Source organism: Streptomyces sp. NBC_00075 (assembly GCF_045041225.1).
GTDB classification, from domain to species: Bacteria; Actinomycetota; Actinomycetes; order Streptomycetales; family Streptomycetaceae; genus Streptomyces; species Streptomyces adonidis.
Genome location: NZ_CP108243.1, coordinates 3279771 through 3296713 on the forward strand (window position 1 = coordinate 3279771; position 16943 = coordinate 3296713).

General features: G+C 69.5%; 18 protein-coding genes and 1 pseudogene. 10 read left to right on the forward strand and 9 right to left on the reverse strand.

Annotated elements, in window-relative coordinates; all coding sequences use genetic code 11:
* Together OG787_RS13920 and OG787_RS13925 are read left to right on the forward strand one after the other, a co-directional pair.
* Positions 1 to 687 carry an alpha/beta hydrolase gene (locus OG787_RS13920; RefSeq protein WP_369035629.1) on the forward strand — a complete coding sequence of 229 codons (687 nt, stop codon included), beginning with the start codon at positions 1 to 3 and terminating at the stop codon, positions 685 to 687.
* Positions 684 to 1511, forward strand: coding sequence for a 4'-phosphopantetheinyl transferase family protein (locus OG787_RS13925; protein ID WP_405535400.1), 828 nt, complete (start codon positions 684 to 686; stop codon positions 1509 to 1511). The genes OG787_RS13920 and OG787_RS13925 overlap by 4 nt, the downstream gene beginning before the upstream one ends.
* 258 nt (positions 1512 to 1769) lie before the next feature.
* Here OG787_RS13925 and OG787_RS13930 read toward each other — a convergent pair.
* Positions 1770 to 2780, reverse strand: a pseudogene (locus OG787_RS13930) (FUSC family protein); the annotation flags it as partial.
* 36 nt (positions 2781 to 2816) lie between these two features.
* Between OG787_RS13930 and OG787_RS13935 the strand changes: the two are divergent.
* Both OG787_RS13935 and OG787_RS13940 read left to right on the forward strand, forming a co-directional pair.
* On the forward strand, positions 2817 to 3266 hold the full coding sequence (locus OG787_RS13935) for a MarR family winged helix-turn-helix transcriptional regulator (RefSeq protein WP_369035627.1): 450 nt from the start codon (positions 2817 to 2819) through the stop codon (positions 3264 to 3266).
* Positions 3267 to 3321: 55 nt separating this feature from the next.
* A complete protein-coding gene (locus OG787_RS13940) occupies positions 3322 to 4590 on the forward strand; it encodes an alpha-amylase family glycosyl hydrolase (protein ID WP_405535401.1) in 1269 nt (422 codons plus the stop codon).
* Between the two features lie 8 nt (positions 4591 to 4598).
* On the opposite strand, the gene OG787_RS13945 is transcribed toward OG787_RS13940, so the two are convergent.
* Positions 4599 to 4937 carry a DUF3817 domain-containing protein gene (locus OG787_RS13945; RefSeq protein ID WP_235474775.1) on the reverse strand — a complete coding sequence of 113 codons (339 nt, stop codon included), beginning with the start codon at positions 4935 to 4937 and terminating at the stop codon, positions 4599 to 4601.
* A 65-nt stretch (positions 4938 to 5002) separates the two neighbouring features.
* Positions 5003 to 5512, reverse strand: a complete 510-nt coding sequence (locus OG787_RS13950; protein ID WP_235474776.1) for a MarR family winged helix-turn-helix transcriptional regulator — start codon at positions 5510 to 5512, stop codon at positions 5003 to 5005.
* A gap of 204 nt (positions 5513 to 5716) precedes the next feature.
* On the opposite strand from OG787_RS13950, the gene OG787_RS13955 reads away from it, so the two are divergent.
* Positions 5717 to 6748, forward strand: coding sequence for a glycoside hydrolase family 6 protein (locus OG787_RS13955; protein WP_369035625.1), 1032 nt, complete (start codon positions 5717 to 5719; stop codon positions 6746 to 6748).
* A gap of 6 nt (positions 6749 to 6754) precedes the next feature.
* On the opposite strand, the gene OG787_RS13960 is transcribed toward OG787_RS13955, so the two are convergent.
* The 4 genes from OG787_RS13960 to OG787_RS13975 all read right to left on the reverse strand — a co-directional run bounded on the left by OG787_RS13960 (position 6755) and on the right by OG787_RS13975 (position 11244).
* Positions 6755 to 8710, reverse strand: coding sequence for a galactose oxidase-like domain-containing protein (locus OG787_RS13960; RefSeq protein ID WP_405535403.1), 1956 nt, complete (start codon positions 8708 to 8710; stop codon positions 6755 to 6757).
* Positions 8711 to 8713: 3 nt separating this feature from the next.
* A complete protein-coding gene (locus OG787_RS13965; RefSeq protein WP_369035623.1) occupies positions 8714 to 10480 on the reverse strand; it encodes a glycosyltransferase family 2 protein in 1767 nt (588 codons plus the stop codon).
* A 123-nt stretch (positions 10481 to 10603) separates the two neighbouring features.
* On the reverse strand, positions 10604 to 10897 hold the full coding sequence (locus OG787_RS13970) for an MTH1187 family thiamine-binding protein (RefSeq protein WP_105970767.1): 294 nt from the start codon (positions 10895 to 10897) through the stop codon (positions 10604 to 10606).
* The gene (locus tag OG787_RS13975) at positions 10894 to 11244 is read right to left on the reverse strand and encodes a DUF3817 domain-containing protein (protein ID WP_369035622.1); all 351 of its coding nucleotides are present in this window, start codon (positions 11242 to 11244) and stop codon (positions 10894 to 10896) included. The genes OG787_RS13970 and OG787_RS13975 overlap by 4 nt, the downstream gene beginning before the upstream one ends.
* A gap of 211 nt (positions 11245 to 11455) precedes the next feature.
* Between OG787_RS13975 and OG787_RS13980 the strand changes: the two genes are divergently transcribed.
* From OG787_RS13980 to OG787_RS13995, 4 genes are all read left to right on the forward strand, one after another.
* Positions 11456 to 12088, forward strand: a complete 633-nt coding sequence (locus OG787_RS13980; RefSeq protein ID WP_369035669.1) for an AIM24 family protein — start codon at positions 11456 to 11458, stop codon at positions 12086 to 12088.
* Between the two features lies 1 nt (position 12089).
* Positions 12090 to 12740, forward strand: coding sequence for an AIM24 family protein (locus OG787_RS13985; protein ID WP_369035621.1), 651 nt, complete (start codon positions 12090 to 12092; stop codon positions 12738 to 12740).
* Positions 12737 to 13534 carry an AIM24 family protein gene (locus tag OG787_RS13990; protein WP_369035620.1) on the forward strand — a complete coding sequence of 266 codons (798 nt, stop codon included), beginning with the start codon at positions 12737 to 12739 and terminating at the stop codon, positions 13532 to 13534. Before OG787_RS13985 ends, OG787_RS13990 begins: the two co-directional genes overlap by 4 nt.
* A gap of 105 nt (positions 13535 to 13639) precedes the next feature.
* Positions 13640 to 14116 carry a MarR family winged helix-turn-helix transcriptional regulator gene (locus OG787_RS13995; RefSeq protein ID WP_405535406.1) on the forward strand — a complete coding sequence of 159 codons (477 nt, stop codon included), beginning with the start codon at positions 13640 to 13642 and terminating at the stop codon, positions 14114 to 14116.
* 11 nt (positions 14117 to 14127) lie between these two features.
* On the opposite strand, the gene OG787_RS14000 is transcribed toward OG787_RS13995, so the two are convergent.
* The gene (locus tag OG787_RS14000; protein WP_405535408.1) at positions 14128 to 15522 is read right to left on the reverse strand and encodes an ATP-binding protein; all 1395 of its coding nucleotides are present in this window, start codon (positions 15520 to 15522) and stop codon (positions 14128 to 14130) included.
* Complete coding sequence (locus tag OG787_RS14005) at positions 15519 to 16187, reverse strand: response regulator transcription factor (protein WP_405535409.1); 669 nt, start codon at positions 16185 to 16187, stop codon at positions 15519 to 15521. The genes OG787_RS14000 and OG787_RS14005 overlap by 4 nt, the downstream gene beginning before the upstream one ends.
* 129 nt (positions 16188 to 16316) lie before the next feature.
* On the opposite strand from OG787_RS14005, the gene OG787_RS14010 reads away from it, so the two are divergent.
* Positions 16317 to 16895, forward strand: a complete 579-nt coding sequence (locus OG787_RS14010) for a PepSY domain-containing protein (RefSeq protein WP_369035616.1) — start codon at positions 16317 to 16319, stop codon at positions 16893 to 16895.
* The last annotated feature ends 48 nt before the right edge of the window (positions 16896 to 16943 follow it).

The window sequence follows — 16943 nt, forward strand, 5'->3', positions numbered from 1 at the left end:
GTGGAACTCGAAGTGGAGGTCGTCGATCCGCCCGGCAGGCCGTACGCGACCGTGATCTGGCTGCACGGCATGGGCCAGGACTCCGGGGCCCTGGTCCCGGTGGCGGAGCAGTCCGGTCTGACCTCGCCGGACGCCGGTGTACGTCATGTGTTCCCGCGCGCCCCTCGCCAGTCCCCCGGGCTGGCGGGGGGCGTGCCCGCGCGTGCCTGGTTCAGGCAACGGGTCTTCGCGCTGAAGCACGCGGACCTGCCGACCCTGCTCGCCACCGAACGCGCCCTGCACGAACTGCTGTTGGCGGAATCCGCGCTAACCGGTTCGAAGCGGGTCCTGCTCGCGGGGTTCTCCCAGGGCGCGTCCATGGCCCTGATCACGGCACTGCGCCACCCCGAGCGACTGGGCGGCCTCATCCTCTACGACGCCTTCCTGACCGGCGAGTTGCCGCTGGCCGACACCCGGTCGCCGGCCAACGCCGATCTGCCCGTGTGGATCGGGCAGGGCCGCTTCGACTGGATCGTCCCGCTGGCGGTGGGCGAGTCCGTCCGCGACCTGCTCAACTCATGGGAGCAGCCGCTGTCTTGGCACGTGTACTACGACTACCCGAACAACCATGAGCCGTTCAGCGGTGCCGCCGCCGATCTGCGGGCCTTCTTCGACGAGGTGGCGCCGGGCGCGGGCGGGCCGGAGTGATCGGCGTCTGGGCCGTCCCGCTCTTCGTGCCCGCCGACCGGGTGCGCGCGTGCCGCGTTGTGCTGTCGCCCCGGGAGCGGGAGCGGGCGGACCGGCTGCGCCTGCCGGTCGACCGTTCCCGCTTCACCGTGTGCCGCTGGGCGCTGCGCACGCTGCTGGGCAGCGCGTGCCGACTCCCGCCGGAGGACGTGCGGTTCGTGTACGGCGTCCGCGGCAAGCCACGCCTCGCGGACGCGCCGGAGGTGCACTTCAACCTCACCCACGCACGCGGTCTGGCGCTGATCGCGGTCGGCGACGCACCGGTCGGGATAGACGTCGAGTACGCGGATCGCATACCGGACACCATGTACGAGCTGATCCGCTGTTTCTTCTCGCCCGCCGAGCGCCGACGGGTCCTGGAGCGGCCCGCCGAGGAACACCGCGACGCCTTCTTCCGCTGCTGGACCCGCAAGGAGGCCCTGATCAAGGCGTGCGGCGAGGCCCTGCACTCGGTCCCGGCCGACTTCGCGCCACCCGGCCCCTGGTCACTGCTCCCCCTCACCCCTGTGCCCGGCTATCTCGGGGCCCTGGCCGTTCGCGGCGGGCGGGAACACCTCGGCGATCCGGCCGAGGGCGGCATCGATCTCCCTGACGGCCCCCATCTGCACCGCTGCCGGCTGGTACGCGGGCCCTGGTACCCGCCCGATGGCACGCCGGACGAGAGCGACATTGGCGAGCACGGCCTCGGCATCGGCGGCCCCGGCCCGCTGCGGCTGCTCGGTGAGCGTACGGACCGGCTCGACGCACGCGTGTACGGCGTCGACCGCGTCGGCGAGGTGCGGTGACGGCTGGCCCGCCCGGACCCGCCTGAGGAGCCCTCGATGCGTGCGCAGGGGCGGGGCGATCTGGTCGAGGAGTCCGACAGCGACATCGAACCGGGCCCGGTGGCGCGGGAGTTCACCGTCCGGGGACAGGGAGTCGGAGTCCCGCACGGCTTGCGTGCGCAGGACGTCGGCCAGCGCCGCCAGGGCATCGGCGACCCGACGGCGTACGACGTCGACGGTCCGCACGGGCGCGATCAGCCAGGACGCCACGACGCCGATGACGGCACCGACGGCGATCGCCTCCAGCCGCTGGCCCAGGATGTCCAGATCGGCCTCGCCGAAGTACCCGTACAGCAGGGAGAAGGCGGCGGTGATACAGGCTGCCCAGTACGTGTAGTTCAGCGGGCGGAGCCAGGTGGCGAGGGCGAGCACCGTGAAGAGCAGGACGATCGCCCAGGGGTCCCCCGGCCCGAACAGCCCGACGATCCCGGTGGCCGCCGCGGTACCGAAGGCGGCGCCGAACGTCCGCGTGGCCCCCTTGTACAGCACATCGCCCCGCCCACGGGCGCCGCTGCACACGATGAACGCGGTCAGCACGGCCCAGGTCCAGTGGTCCGGATACGCGAGATGCCCGACCAGGAACGCGACACCGAGCGCGATCCCCATCTGGAGAGCCATCCGCGTACTGGGCAGCAGCCGCCCCCGTCCCTTCCCGCCGGGGGCGCGCTGCGGCGGCACGGAGACCGGGCGGGCGGCGGACCGTCGCAGGTGCACCCGCGCTCCCAACCCGGCGTACCCGGCGGCCACTTGGACCACCAGGACACAGCAGGCGGCGATCAGCGCGACAAGCCCCATCCACAGGACATGGCCGTCGCGCGCGGCGGCCGGCAGGCCGATCGGCCCCTGAACGACCAGGGTCGCGACAAACGGCAAGGCCGCGAGGGTGCCCGCACGGGTGGCGCGTGGCCCGAAGCGCCGTATCCAGAGAGACCCGGCGACCGCGACGGCGAAGAGGGCGTCCCCGGCGACGGTGTGGTCGGACATGAGCCGATCCGCCCAGGCGGCAGCCATCGCGACGAGGGGCAGCACCAGGAAGCCGAGGGCCCGGTCGACGAGATCGGCGTCCCGCTGGGTCCAGGCGAGGGTCCAGGCCAGGGCGACGGACTGGATGACGATGTCGACATGAAGATGAGCGGCGTCTTCGAGGAGCAGCGCCGAGCCGTAGCTGGCGAGCACGGCGGCCATGATGACCACCGAGTTCCGCAACTCTTCCGGTACGGTCTTCACCATGCCCAAGATAGTAAGCGATAGCGTACTCTCTCGGCTATGGAGACCGCACCCACGGAGACCGGGCCCACGACCGCCGACACGGCAGCGGAAGTCCGCCAGGGCGTGACGCGACTGGCCCGCCGCCTGCGAGCGGTGCGCTCACCGGGCACGCTCAGCAACAACAAACTGGGCGTACTGGGCACCCTGTACCGCAACGGCCCGTCCAGCCCGGGCGAGCTGGCGGAGACGGAACGCCAACAACCTCAGTCCCTGACCCGGGTCTTCGCCGAACTCGAATCGGACGGCCTGCTCTCCCGCACCCGGGACCACCGGGACGGCCGCCAGTCGATCCTGTCCCTCACCCCCGCCGGCAAGGACGCCCTGCGCCGCGAAATGGCCGAGCGGGACGCATGGCTGGCGTCGGCGATGTCCGAACTGACGGAGACGGAACGTCAGGTGCTCGTACTGGCAGGCCGCCTGATGGACCGCATGGCGGACAACGACTGAGAAGGCGCCCCGCGTTTTACCACGCAACCCCTTACTAAATACCAACGGGAGCGGCATGCACTGGTCGGAACACGCCATCTGGTGGCACGTCCACCCGCTCTCCTTCACGGGCGCGGAACGAGAGGCACTGCCCCCGACAGCGACTCCGGTCCCCCGCCTGACCCGGCTGACCCCGTGGCTGGACTACCTGGTGGACCTGGGCTGCAACGGCCTGGCGCTCGGCCCCGTCTTCGCCTCGGAGACCCACGGCTACGACACCGTCGACCACTTCCGCGTAGACAGCCGCCTGGGCAAGGAGTCCGACCTGCTGAACCTGGTGGAACAGGCCCGCGCACGCGGCGTACGCATACTCCTGGACGGTGTCTTCCACCACGTGGGCCGAGGTTTCCCCACCCTGTCAGCCCTGGCGGCGCACAACCCGGACGGCAGCGAACGCGTCTTCGAAGGCCACAAACACCTGATAGCCCTGAACCACGCCTCACCACAAGTCACCGACCACGTCACACGGGTCCTGATCCACTGGCTGGACCGGGGAATCGCGGGCTGGCGCCTGGACGCGGCCTACGCGGTACCGCTGCCGTTCTGGCGAACGGTGACGGCACGGGTACGAGAGGAACACCCGAACGCCTGGCTGACGGGCGAGGTCATCCACGGCGACTACACGGGTTACGTGACGGAGGGCGGCCTGGACTCAGTCACCCAGTACGAACTGTGGAAGGCGATCTGGAGCGCCCTCAACGACCACAACTTCCACGAACTGGCCTGGGCCCTGACCAGACACAACGCACTCCTGGACGCCTACGCCCCCCAGACCTTCGTCGGCAACCACGACGTGACCCGCCTGGCCAGCAGACTCGACGACACCCGCCACCTGGAACACGCCCTGGTGGTGCTCCTGACGACAGGCGGCATCCCCTCCATATACGCGGGCGACGAACAGGCGTTCCGGGGAATCAAGGAGGACCGGGAGGGAGGCGACGACGAGATCCGCCCACCTTTCCCTCACCACCCCACCCACCTCGCCCCACACGGCGAGAACTACCACCGCCTACACCAACGCCTGATCGGCCTACGCCGCCGCAACCCCTGGCTGGCCCGGGCCCACACCAGGGTGACAACCCTGACAAACGAAACCCTCACCTACACGGCGACCCACGCAAACCACCACTTGACGGTCGCCTTGAGCCTCGCCGACCACCCGACAAGAGCGGCCCTACCCGGCCCGAACTGGCAACTGACCGCAGGAAACGCCACCCTCACCAAAACCAACACCGAAGCCGAGCTACCACCACATGGCTGGCTGATCGCCACGCCGAGGGACTGAGCAGGCGGTCACGCCTTGGCGACCACCCGCGCCGGCTCGCCGAGCTGCCCCGCCAGCTCATGGCTGATCTTGCGCTCCACGAAGAACGCGGCGGTGGGAACGGTGCCGGCGAGCAGGACCCACAGCTGCTTGCGGACCGGCCACTTCGCCTTGGAGCCCAGGTCGAAGGCGAAGACCAGGTACACGACGTACAGCCAGCCGTGCGCGATACCGACGACGCTGGTGAAGCCGTCGGCACCGTCGAGCTTCAGCGCGTACTTGGCGATCACACCGAGGGTCAGCAGAACCAGCAGCACACCGGTGACGTAGGCCATGACGCGGTAGCGGGTCAACACGCTCTTTTTCATGCGTACGAGCGTAACCATCGGTTTCCAGCGATCTTCCGGCGACCCCGGAAGTACCCACTGCCGCCCTACTCCTCGTCGAAATCGCTCGCCGCCACCCGCAGCGGTCGCAGCATCGCGAAGATCTCCGCGCACTCCTCCGCGTCGTACACGCCGAGGCCGAAGTCCATTGCCATCAGGTCGCGGGTTGCCGCGTCCACCGTTTCGCGGCCCTTTTCCGTGATCGTGGCCAGGGTGCCGCGGCCGTCGTTCGGGTTGGGGCGTCTGGCCACCAGGCCCGACTTCACCAGGCGGTCCACGGTGTTCGTGACCGACGTCGGGTGGACCATCAGGCGTTCGCCGATCTTGGACATCGGCAGTTCGCCGGCCTTGGAGAAGGTGAGCAGCACCAGCGCCTCGTACCGCGCGAACGTGAGACCGTACGGCTTCACCACCGCGTCGACCTCCGCGAGCAGGATCTGCTGTGCGCGCATGATCGAGGTGATCGCGGCCATCGACGGGACGTTTCCCCAGCGCCGTTTCCACAGTTCGTCGGCGCGGGCGATGGGATCGAAGGGGAGACTGAGCGGCTTCGGCACGGCACCAGACCTTACCGGCCGGTCACATCGCGGTCAGCCCCGTCTCGCCCTTCGGTCCAGGTCATCCGGTGCAGAGCGGGGTGCAGATCGTCCAGGCCCGCCGCCCCCGGTGTCGCGGCCCTGACGGTCAGTCTCCCTGTGCCACGATTACCGACTGATCGTCACTGACCGTCACCAGACGTCATCTTCTCCCAGGGGAGCAGCATGTCCCGGCTGATCCGTACCCTCACCCTCACCCTCGCGACACCCGCGATGCTCACGGTGCTCGGGCTCGCGGCCGGCTGTGTTTCCGCACCCGAGGTGGGCGAAGCCGCCGTCGTCTCCGGTGCCACCAAGGAGGCCTCCGTCGCCGGTTCCCAGGTGTTCTGGGTCGATCCGGCCTCCCCTGCCGCCAAGCAGGTGCGGCTCTGGCAGCGGCAGGGGCGTGAGAAGGAAGCGCGGCTGTTGCGTCGTATCGCCGAGCAGCCCGCCGCGCTCTGGCCCGCCGGTGACGACCCGGTGCCGGTGATCCGGGCCGCCACCCGAGCAGCCGCACGGGACGGACGTACGACCCTTTTCGTGGCGTACAACATTCCGCACCGCGACTGCGGTCAGCATTCCGCGGGTGGGGCCGGCGACGCCGACGCCTACCGCGCCTGGATCGAGCGGTTCGCCGACGCCCTCGGGGACAGTCCCGCGCTGGTCGTCCTCGAACCGGACGCGGTCGCACACGTCGTGGACGGCTGCACTCCCGGCGAGTACCACGCCGAGCGGGAGCGGTTGCTCTCCGACGCCGTCGCGCGGCTCAAGCAGCAGGGCCGTACGAAGGTGTACGTCGACGCCGGCAATCCCGACTGGATCGATGAGCCCCGCAAGCTCGTCGAGGCGCTGCGGCGGGCCGGGATCGCTCGGGCCGACGGGTTCGCGCTCAATGTGTCCAACTTCCAGACGGACGCGGCCACCAAGACGTACGGCGTCCAGCTCTCCCGTGCCCTCGACGGCAAGCACTTCGTCGTCGACACCAGCCGCAACGGGAACGGGCCGCTGCGCGGCGACCTGAGCGACGCCTGGTGCAACCCGCCCGGCCGCGCCCTCGGCACCCACCCGACCACCCGCACCGGCGAGCCCGCCCTCGACGCCTACCTGTGGATCAAGCGGCCCGGCGAGTCGGACGGCGAGTGCCGGGGCGGCCCGGCGGCCGGGCGCTGGTGGCCGGAGTACGCGCTCGGGCTCGCCCGTAACTCCCGTACGCAATAGATCCGTTCACCTCACCTGGATCCACTTCGCCTCCGACGGCGTCCCCTTCGCGTCCGTCACGAACAGCATGTACCAGCCGGGCGGCACCAGCGTCCGGTCCTTCGGTACGTCGACCGTCACCGACGTGCGGTCCCTGCTGAGGGGGAGGTCGATGGAGCGCTGTTCGACGTCCGTCGTGTGCGTGACCGCGCTCGGGCGCATCAGGCGGGCCTTCGACACCCGTTCCGGGTGGGGGGACTTGAAGGTCGCGCGGCCGAGTTTGTCGGTCTCCTGGGGGCCGTCCCCCAGTACGGGCCTGTTCTTGCCGTTCTTGTGCAGCGCGGGCGGCGTGAAGATCTCCATGCGCTGCTCGAAGTGGCCCAGCTTGGTGTTCTGCTGGTTGTCGTAGAGCGGGTCGGAGCCGAAGGTGGCGACCCGGCCATCCGGCAGCAGCAGCGCCTCGGAGTGGTAGTTGCGGCCCACCTTCGGGGAGGCCGCCGCCCGGAAGACGTTCGCCTTGGGGTCGTAGAACTGCGCCTTGAGGATGTTGCTGGCGCTACGGCCCCGGTAGTCGGCGGAGCCGTTGGACGTGAACACGGTGTCGTCCGGCATCAGGACGCTGTTCAGGTAGCGGGTGCCCTGGGGGAGGTCGGGGCCCGCCTCGAAGACCGGGTTGTCCTTCTTCAGGTCGACGACGGCCGTACGCCGCGTCGCCTTCTTCGACTCGCCGACGCCTCCGCCGCCCAGGATCATCACCTTCTGGTCCTGCGCCGGAGGCAGCAGCACCGACGCCGAGGTCTCCGTCTCGTCCGCGTCCGTCAGGCCCGGCACCTTCTCGAAGGTGTTCGTCTTCAGGTCCCACAGGCCCGGCGCCCGGCCCATCGTCGCGGGTCCGTAACCGGCGTTCGAGGCCGGGTAGAACAGCTTGCCGCCCTTCGTGAGGAACAGGGCGGGGTAGGTGGGGAAGTAGCGCTTCGGGCCCGGGGTCCACTTCTTGGTCTTCGGATCGTAGATCTCGTTGTCCCCGGGGTCGATCGCCCCGACGTCGTCGAGACCCGAGACGGCCAGCACCCGTCCGTCGTCGAGACCGACCAGCGTCGGGTACCAGCGCGCCTTGTCCATCGGGTCGACCGGGATGTACTTCTCGGCCTTCGGATCGAACTCGTACGCCGCCCTGATCCCCTGGAAGTCCTGCTTGTCCATGGTGATCTTCTCGGAGAGGCCGTACGTGTTGTCCGCGTCCTTGCCCTTGAGGCCGACGATCTCGTACTGCGCCTGCTTGGCGGTGATCGACACCGGCCCCGCCGCTGCCGCCTCGACGAAGACCCGGGCCTCGCTCGCGACGACCTTCGTCACCCAGGGCTGCATGACCCCGGCCGCGTTGTACGTGATCTTCTGCGTGCGCCTGGCCTTGGGGACCGTCACGTCGAACCGGCTGACGTACTCGACCCCGGCGGGCGAGCGGAACCGGGTGCCCTTCTTCAGGACGATCGGCTTGTCGGGGTTCTCGTTCTTGACGCGCATCCCGCCGCCCGCCCGCTCGACCTCGCCGTCGAGCAGCTCGTAGCGGGCGGTGCCGCCGGCCACCAGGAGCCGCCCGTCGGGGAGTTGGGCGTGTCCGGCGCAGAAGAAGTCGTCGGGGGTGGCGATCCGCTTGAAGGTGTCGTTCCTCGGGTCCCACAGGACCGTGTCGAAGGACCCCTTGTCGAACTTCTTCTGCTCGTTCCCCGAGCCCGCGACGATCAGCACCTTGCCGGTGTGCAGCAGCGCCGCGTGGATGGCGTTGGTGCGGAACTCCTTCGGGATGTCGATCGCGCTCCAGGAGCCGTACTTCGCCTGGTAGCCGGGCTGGGCGATCTTGTACTCGTGGTACCGCTCACCGGCGAAGTCGAGCACGGCGGGCGCGTTGAGACCGGCGAGCAGGGCGACGCCCCCGATGCCCAGGACGGTCTTCTTGGTCTTCTTCGACGGCTGGTAGGCCATGGCCTAGTTGCCTCCTGTCGGGGTGCTGGAGACCGGTGCGACGGCGGTGGCCGCGAGCGCGGGTTCCTCGCGCTCCCTGCTCTCGCCGGGCTCCTTGCCCTGCTTGCGCCGGGTGGCGAGCCACACCCCGACCGGGGCCAGGGAGATCACCATGGCGAGGACGGCCCAGGTGCGCATGGCCACATGGGTGTGGCCGAGGCGGACGGAGGCCATGAGCGAGGCCGCGAGGAACACGGCCCAGAAGAGATGGACCCGGAACGTGAGCAGCCGGTCGGGGCTGGCGTCCCCGCCCTTCGGCGTGACGACGAACCGGCTCGGGCGGCGGAGCAGGGCCGCGCCGAACGACTTCAGGTAGATCGGCGCGGAGAGCGCCGACATCGCCATCCCGGCCAGCCCGCCGGAGCCCTCGGGCTCGTGCGGGGACACATTGTGCCGCCGGTTCCACAGGTACAGCCCGATCTGGAGGGCGGCGGCATCGCTGTAGAGCATCAGCCAGACGGAGGCCGCGACCTGCGTGCCGGACGCCCCGAACCAGAGGAAGAGGAAGCAGCTCAGCATCCCGAGGAACCAGTTGACGGCGGTCATCGGGTAGTAGACGAGCATCAGCGTGTACGAGAAGAGGCGGCCCGGGGGCATGGTGAAGGGCGCCTTCCAGTACTGCTTGAACAGCGTCTCGTACGTCCCGCGCGACCAGCGCATCTGCTGGGTGAAGAAGTCCGTCCAGGACGCGGGTCCCTCGCCCACGGCGAGCACGTCCGGCGTGTAGACGGACCGCCAGTGCCGCCCGGTCCTCGGATTGCGGCGGCGGTGCAGTTCGAACCCCGTGGCCATGTCCTCGGTGATGGAGTCGTACAGCCCGCCGATCTGTTTGACGGCCGCGACGCGTACGACGTTGTTGGTGCCGACGAACATGGGGGCGCGGTAGCGGTTCCCGGCGCGCTGGATGAGCGCGTGGAAGAGGAACTGCTGCGACTCGGCCGCCTTGGTGACGGGGTGGGTGTAGTTCCCGTACACCTGGGGGCCGACGACGAAGGCGACGTCCGGATCGCGGAAGAAGCCCGTCATCCGCTCCAGGAAGTTGGGGAGCGGCACGTGATCGGTGTCGACGGAGGCGTAGAAGTCGTACTCGTCGCCGTGCATGGCGATCCACGCGTTGTAGTTGCCGTGCTTGGTACGGGTCTTGTGGACGCCCTTGGCCCGGTTCCACTCGGGGACCCCGTACCGGCTGAAGTGCCGTACGCCCAGTTCGGCGCAGAGCGCCTTGGCCTGCTCGTCGTCCCCTTCGTCGAGCAGCCACACGTCCAGCGGGCCGGTGTGGTGGACGCGGGTCGCGCCTTCGAGGGTGGCCCGGACCATCGCGAGGGGTTCCTTGCCCGGGACGTACGTGGTGAGGAAGGCGACGCGGGTGCCGGACTCCGGTACGACGGGTACGGGGTCGCGGGCGACCATGGTCGCGTGGGCGATGGACACCACGTTGACGACCATGAACAGCTCGATCAGCCCGATGGCTATGAGCATCGCGATGTCGAGGTGGACCATCCACGCGTCGCCGCCCTCGCGCTCGACCCAGTGGGTGGGCCAGACGAGGTAGACGAGCAGGGCGCCGGTGAGCAGCGGCGCGAGGGTCATCAGCAGGACGGCGCGTATTCGACGCGGCTCACGGGAGAGGAGCGAGGTGTACCGCACGCGGTACGGCGCTCCGACCGGGGCCTCGGTGAGCGGTCCGGCCAGCCGGCTGTGGGTGTCGTAGTCGTAGCCCTCCGGCCGCACAGCGCCCTCCAGTGATCGAACGAAGCCGATATCCCCACAGAAGTGGAGATATGGCGACGTGTCGAACCGGACGCGTCCAGGCGGGTGGATTATCGGGAGAGTTGGGTTACGTGGATCAGTGGGTCACTGAGAGAGGTGGCGCTCCACCGTCTCGACCTTGGAGGTCAGTCCGTCCGTCACTCCGGGGCGGATGTCGGCCTTGAGGACGAGGGAGACGCGCGGGGCGCGTTCCTCGACGGCGGCGACGGCACGCTTGACGACGTCCATGACCTCGTCCCACTCACCCTCGATCGACGTGAACATCGCGTCGGTGCGGTTGGGGAGCCCGGATTCGCGGACGACGCGGACGGCGTCGGCGACGTACTCCCCCACGTCCTCGCCGACGCCGAGGGGCGTCACGGAGAAGGCGACGATCATGCCTGGACGGCTCCGTCCTGGGCCTGGCGGGCGCGGGAGGCGATCACCGCGTCCTCGGTCTCACGGCGCAGCCTGCGCTCGGCGAAGAAGCCGCCGGTGGGCAGGACGGAGAGGACGAAGTAGAGGAGCCCGGTCTTCAGGGACCACTTGGCGCGGTTCCAGGCGTCCGCCCAGAAGATCACGTAGAGGATGAAGAGAACCCCGTGGACCATGCCCATGACGGGCACCGCGTTGAAGTCCGTGGTCCGCTTCAGCACCGAGCAGACCAGCAGGAGCAGGAAGGAAACGGCCTCCGGGGCCGAGACCAGGCGCAGGCGGCGGAGGGCAGAGGCGGTCTTGATGTCCACGGGTCACCTTCGGTGCTGTGTGAGTGCTGCTGGGGAGTGCTGCTGGGTGAATGCTGCTTTGTGAATGGACGCACAAACGTTCGCCCATTGTGGCATTCGCCGGTCGTGCGACCGGGCTGGGGGTCTGCCCCTAGGGGGAGGTTCAGGGACGATCTCCACCTTCGGGATCTGTCGCCGGGGGTGCCCGGGAGGCTACCTTCCCTCCGTGGCGATGTTTCGACTTCAAGGCAGCAAGGTGCTCGCCGTCGACATGACCGGAGACGCCGTGAAGGCGAAGAACGGCTCGATGGTGGCGTACGACGGGCAGATGGACTTCAAGAAGCTCAGCGGCGGCGGTGAGGGCATCCGCGGGATGGTCACCCGGCGGATCACCGGCGAGCAGATGGAACTGATGGAGGTGAAGGGGCACGGGACGTGCTGGTTCGCCGACCGCGCCTCCGAGATCAACCTCGTCGGCCTCCAGGGGGACAAGCTCTACGTCGAGTCGAGCAACCTGCTCGCGACCGACTCGGGCCTGCGCACGGGCACGTCGTTCACGGGGATGCGCGGCGCGTCCACGGGCAACGGCCTGTTCACGACGACCGTCGAGGGGCACGGCCAGGCGGCGATCATGTCGGACGGTCCTGCGGTGGTGCTGCGCGTGAGCCCGCAGTTCCCACTGACGGTCGACCCGGGGGCGTACATCGCGCACCAGGGCAACGTCCGGCAGTCCTTCCAGTCCGGTGTGACGTTCCGCACGTTCATGGGCGAGGGCGGCGGCGAGGCCTTCCAGATCCGCTTCGAGGGCGACGGCCTGGTGTACGTCCAGCCCAGTGAGCGCAACACGATCGCCGGGGATGTGTGACATGCCCTTCCGTGAGATCAACTCCAAGATGGTCGAGGCGACCGTCATGCCCGGCCAGCGCCTGTTCAGTCAGCGCGGGGCGATGCTCGCCTACAAGGGCGAGGTGTCCTTCACGCCCAACATGCAGGGCGGCCAGGGCGGGATCATGTCGATGATCGGCCGCCGGGTGGCGAACGAGGCGACGCCGCTGATGACGGTCGAGGGCAGCGGCACGGTCCTGTTCGGGCACGGCGGCCACCACATCCAGGTCATCAACCTCACCGGGGACACGCTGTGCGTCGAGGCGGACCGCCTCCTCGCGTTCGACGGCACGCTCCAGCAGGGCACGATGTTCATGGGCTCGCAGGGCGGCGTCATGGGCATGGTCCGGGGCCAGGTGACGGGCCAGGGCCTGTTCACGACCACCCTCAAGGGACACGGCGCGGTCGCCGTGATGGCCCACGGTGGGGTCATCGAGGTGCCGATCACCCCGCAGCGCCCGGTCCATGTCGACCCGCAGGCGTACGTCGCGCACCACGGCGACGTACGCAACAAGCTGTCCACCGCGCTGGGCTGGCGCGACATGGTGGGCCGTGGCTCGGGCGAGGCGTTCCAGCTGGAGCTGAGCGGCAGTGGTGCGGTGTACGTCCAGGCGTCGGAGGAGAAGCTGTGACCACCTACCCGGGCGCGGGGCCCGTCGTCCACGACCCGATGACGCTGCCGTCCGACGACAACGTCAACAACTACACCTTCTGCGTGGAGCTCAAGGGGAGCCAGTGGTTCCTCCAGAAGGGCAAGATGATCGCCTACTACGGCACGATGGAGTTCAACGGCATCGGACACGGCCGCCTGGACCGTCTTGTCCGTACGTCCTTTCATTCGCCTCTGCACGCGAGCGACTGGGTCGTCGCCGAGGGTTCGGGCAAGATGCTGCTCGCCGACCGGGCCTTCGACGTGAATTCGTACGATCTGGAAGACGGCAACCTGACCATTCGCTCGGGCAACCTTCTCGCTTTTCAGCCAAGTCTCGCGCTCAAGCAGTCGATCGTGCCGGGCTTCCTGACCCTCATCGGGACGGGCAAGTTCGTGGCCGCGTCGAACGGCCCCGTGGTGTTCATGGAACCCCCGATCCGGGTGGACCCGCAGGCCCTGGTCGGCTGGGCCGACTGCCCCTCCCCCTGCCACCACTACGACCACGGGTACATGACGGGCCTGATGGGCGGCCTACGTGCGATGACGGGCCTGGGCGGGGCCTCCGGTGAGGAGCACCAGTTCGAGTTCGTCGGGGCGGGCACGGTGCTGCTCCAGTCCAGCGAGACGCTCATGGCGGAGCAGGCCACGGGGGCGGTTCCGCACGAGCCCGGAGTGCCGGGTGGCGGCCACGCCCCCACAGGGCACCCACAGCAACCGGGCACACCGCGTCTTCCCGGACAGCTCGGTGACCTCCAGCGTCGCTTCGGGCTGTGAGCGGTAGTCTGCGGAGTGTGACGTCGAACATGTGCACGCCGTCACGCCACTCCGACACACCACCCTCGCTAGTTCGACTTTCAACCTTTTAGGTAGACTTCATTCATGGAGACCGAGACGGCCACAAGCTGGCTGACCGACGCGGAGCAGTGCGCCTGGCGCACCCACCTGGAGGTCAACAGACTGTTGGCGTACCAGCTCGAAAAGGACCTGCAACCGTTCGGCCTGACGATGAACGACTACGAGATCCTGGTGAACCTCTCCGAGTCCGAGGACGTCCGGATGCGGATGAGCGACCTCGCGTCCGCCACCCTCCAGTCCAAGAGCCGCCTCTCGCACCAGATCACCCGCATGGAGAACGCGAACCTGGTCCGCCGTGAGAACTGCGAGTCCGACCGGCGCGGCCTGTACGCGGTGCTCACCGAGCAGGGCATGGACACGATGAACAGGGTCGCTCCCCATCATGTGGCGTCGGTGCGGCGACACTTCATCGACCTGCTGACCCCGGAGGCCCTGGCCGAGGTGGACAAGGCGCTGCGCCCGATCGCACAGCACCTGCGCGGCCAGCGGGGCCGCCCGTAAGAACCGCAGGACTAGGCGACAGGCAGGCGGAGTCCGAACAGGGCTCCGCCTGTCGCCGCTTCACGCACGGTGAGTGTGCCGCCGTGCCGTACGGCGACATCCCGGGCGATGGCGAGTCCGAGCCCGGCGCCGCCGTCGTCCCGGCTGCGCGCGTCGTCGAGCCGCACGAACCGCTCGAAGACCCGCTCCCGGTCCGCCTCGGGCACCCCGTCCCCGTCGTCGGCGACCTCGACGACGACCTGCTCCCCCTCCCGCCGCACGGCCACGGTGACGGCCGACCGGGCGTGCCGCTGCGCGTTGTCCAGCAGATTGGCGACGAGCCGCCCCAACTGCCCCCGCGACCCGCCCACTTCCACGGACACCGCCGTCTCCAGCGTCACCCCCACCCGCCCCTCCACCTGCTCCCGAACCACCTCCGCGAGGTCGAAGCGGGCATCGGCGGGCCGCTCCCCCGCGTCCAGCCGGGCGAGCAGCAGCAGATCGGCGGCGAGGCGCTGGAGCCGTACGGTGTCCTCGACGGCCCCCTCCACATCCAGCAACTCCGGGTGTGCGGCGCCGACTTCGAGCTGGGTGCGCAGGGAGGCGATGGGGCTGCGCAATTCGTGGGAGGCGTCGGCGACGAACCGGCGCTGGCGTTCCACGGAGGTCTCCAGGGCGGCCAGCGTCTCGTTGGTGGTCCGGGCGAGCCGCGCGACCTCGTCGTGCGTGTCGGGCACCGGGACGCGCCGGGCGAGGTCCTCGGAGGCGGTGATCTCGGCCATCTCGGCCCGGATGCCCTCGACGGGACGCAGCGCACGCCGGGTCACCAGCCAGGTGACGCCCGCGACGACACCGAGCAGCAGCGGGAACCCGATCAGCATGACGGTCAACGCGGTGCTGACGGCGCTCTGTTCGGCGGAGAGGGGCGCGCCGGCGTACACGGTGAGCGTGCCGTCGCCGTCGGCCTCGACGCGTACGGCGGCGAACCGGTAGTCGGCCTCGTCGCCGTCGACGGTGGCGGATCCGTCGGTGAAGGAGACGTCGTCGTCGATCTCGCCGTGCGAGAGGGAGTCGTCGCCTTCTTCTTGTTCTTCCTGTCCCGCTGCGGCCTGCGGGCGCACGGCCTCCACCCCCGTACCGCTGATCCGCTCCAGGTCCTCACTCGACGCGACCAGCCGTCCGGCCGCGTCGACGACCTGGACGGGCCGGTCGTCGTCATCGAGGGACAGCTGGTCGTACGGGGTCCCGGCGGCCAGGTCGGCGGCGACGGCCCGCGCGGTCCGCTCGGCCTGCGTACTGGCCTGGCCGCTCAGATTGGACCAGAGGGAGAGCAGTACGGCGGTCCCGGCGGCGACCAGCGCGACCGCGACGACAAGGGTGGCACCGAGGGTCGCCCGGGCCCGCACGGAGCCGAGAGCGCGTCTCACCGCGGCACCTCCAGCCGGTATCCGGCGCCGCGCACGGTCCGGATCAGGGAAGCACCGAGCTTCCGCCGCAGCGTGCTGACGTACACCTCGACGATGTTCGGGTCGCCGTCGTACGCGAAGTCCCAGACGTGCTCCAGGATCCGCGCCTTGGACACGACCTCGCCGGCCCGCAGCACGAGCTGCTCCAGGACGGCGAACTCCTTGGCGGTGAGGGTGACTTCGTCCTCACCGACATGAACACGATGGGCGGCGGTGTCGACGGTCAGCTCGCCGACCACATGGACGGGCGAGGCACCGGTCGCCGCCCCACGCCGACGCAAGAGGGCTTTCACACGAGCAACCAGAACAACATACGAGAAGGGCTTGGTCAGATAGTCGTCGGCGCCCGTGTCGAGCCCTTCCGCCTCGTCGTACTCGCCGTCCTTGGCGGTGAGCATGAGGATCGGTACGTCGTGGCCGGCGGCGCGCAGGGCCGCGCAGACGCGGTAGCCGTTGAGGCCGGGCAGCATGATGTCGAGGATCACGAGGTCGTACGGAGTCTCGGTGGCCCGGTGCAGCCCCTCACGCCCGTCGTGGACGACGTCCACGGCGTAGCCCTCGGCCGTCAGCCCCTTGGCGAGGGACAGGGCGAGCCGCTTCTCGTCCTCCACTATCAGCAAACGCATGCGTACAGCGTCGCAAAGCAAACCTGAAGACGCCTTCAGGTGACTTCAGGTCTGCTTCAGGCGGGCTCGGGCAGCTTGGTTGTCGTCATCGAAACGAGCACCGATCCGAGCGAACAGGCAGGAACTCCCATGAACCCCAAGAAGCGGAACATCGTCATCGCCACCCTCACCGCCGCCGCTCTGGCCGGCGGCACCGTCGCCGCGTTCGCGGCGGGCGACGACGAGCCGGCTGCCGCGAACGTGCACGTCGTCCCCGAGGACCGTACGGCGGTCCGGTCCGGCGGCGTCACCGCCGCGGAGGCCATCGCGGCGGCGCTGCGGCACACCCCGGGCACGGTCGTCTCCGCCGAGCTGGACGACGACGGTGGTGACGCCGGGACGTGGGGTGTGGACGTCGTGGCGGGCGACGATGCGGAGTACGGCGTCGAGGTCTCCGCCGAGGGGAAGGTGCTCGGCGCGCAGCGGGACACCGAGGAGGAGAGCGACAGTGAGGACCGTGCGGAGCTGGCGGCGCTGAAGGGGGCGAAGTTCGACGCACGGGACGCGGCGCTTGCCGCTGCCGCGAAGGGGACGGTCACGGAGGTGGGGGGCGACGATGACGAGAACGGGGCGGTGGTGTGGGGCGTGGAGACGGTGAAGGACGGGGTGACGAGCGAGTGGGCGGTAGCCCTGAACACGGGCAAGATCACAAAGGTGACCGCAGACTGATCTCGCCCCCGCCGCCCCTACCCGTTCCCATCCCTGGGGGCTGCGCCC

What these genes read in the sequence shown, in the direction of transcription:
- OG787_RS13985 (WP_369035621.1), top strand. Translation starts at nt 12,090, where the DNA reads ATGCCCTTCCGTGAGATCAACTCCAAGATGGTCGAGGCGACCGTCATG.
- OG787_RS13945 (WP_235474775.1), bottom strand. Translation starts at nt 4,937, where the DNA reads ATGAAAAAGAGCGTGTTGACCCGCTACCGCGTCATGGCCTACGTCACC.
- OG787_RS14005 (WP_405535409.1), bottom strand. Translation starts at nt 16,187, where the DNA reads ATGCGTTTGCTGATAGTGGAGGACGAGAAGCGGCTCGCCCTGTCCCTC.
- OG787_RS13995 (WP_405535406.1), top strand. Translation starts at nt 13,640, where the DNA reads ATGGAGACCGAGACGGCCACAAGCTGGCTGACCGACGCGGAGCAGTGC.
- OG787_RS13980 (WP_369035669.1), top strand. Translation starts at nt 11,456, where the DNA reads ATGTTTCGACTTCAAGGCAGCAAGGTGCTCGCCGTCGACATGACCGGA.
- OG787_RS13935 (WP_369035627.1), top strand. Translation starts at nt 2,817, where the DNA reads ATGGAGACCGCACCCACGGAGACCGGGCCCACGACCGCCGACACGGCA.
- OG787_RS13970 (WP_105970767.1), bottom strand. Translation starts at nt 10,897, where the DNA reads ATGATCGTCGCCTTCTCCGTGACGCCCCTCGGCGTCGGCGAGGACGTG.
- OG787_RS13960 (WP_405535403.1), bottom strand. Translation starts at nt 8,710, where the DNA reads ATGGCCTACCAGCCGTCGAAGAAGACCAAGAAGACCGTCCTGGGCATC.
- OG787_RS14010 (WP_369035616.1), top strand. Translation starts at nt 16,317, where the DNA reads ATGAACCCCAAGAAGCGGAACATCGTCATCGCCACCCTCACCGCCGCC.
- OG787_RS13955 (WP_369035625.1), top strand. Translation starts at nt 5,717, where the DNA reads ATGTCCCGGCTGATCCGTACCCTCACCCTCACCCTCGCGACACCCGCG.
- OG787_RS13940 (WP_405535401.1), top strand. Translation starts at nt 3,322, where the DNA reads ATGCACTGGTCGGAACACGCCATCTGGTGGCACGTCCACCCGCTCTCC.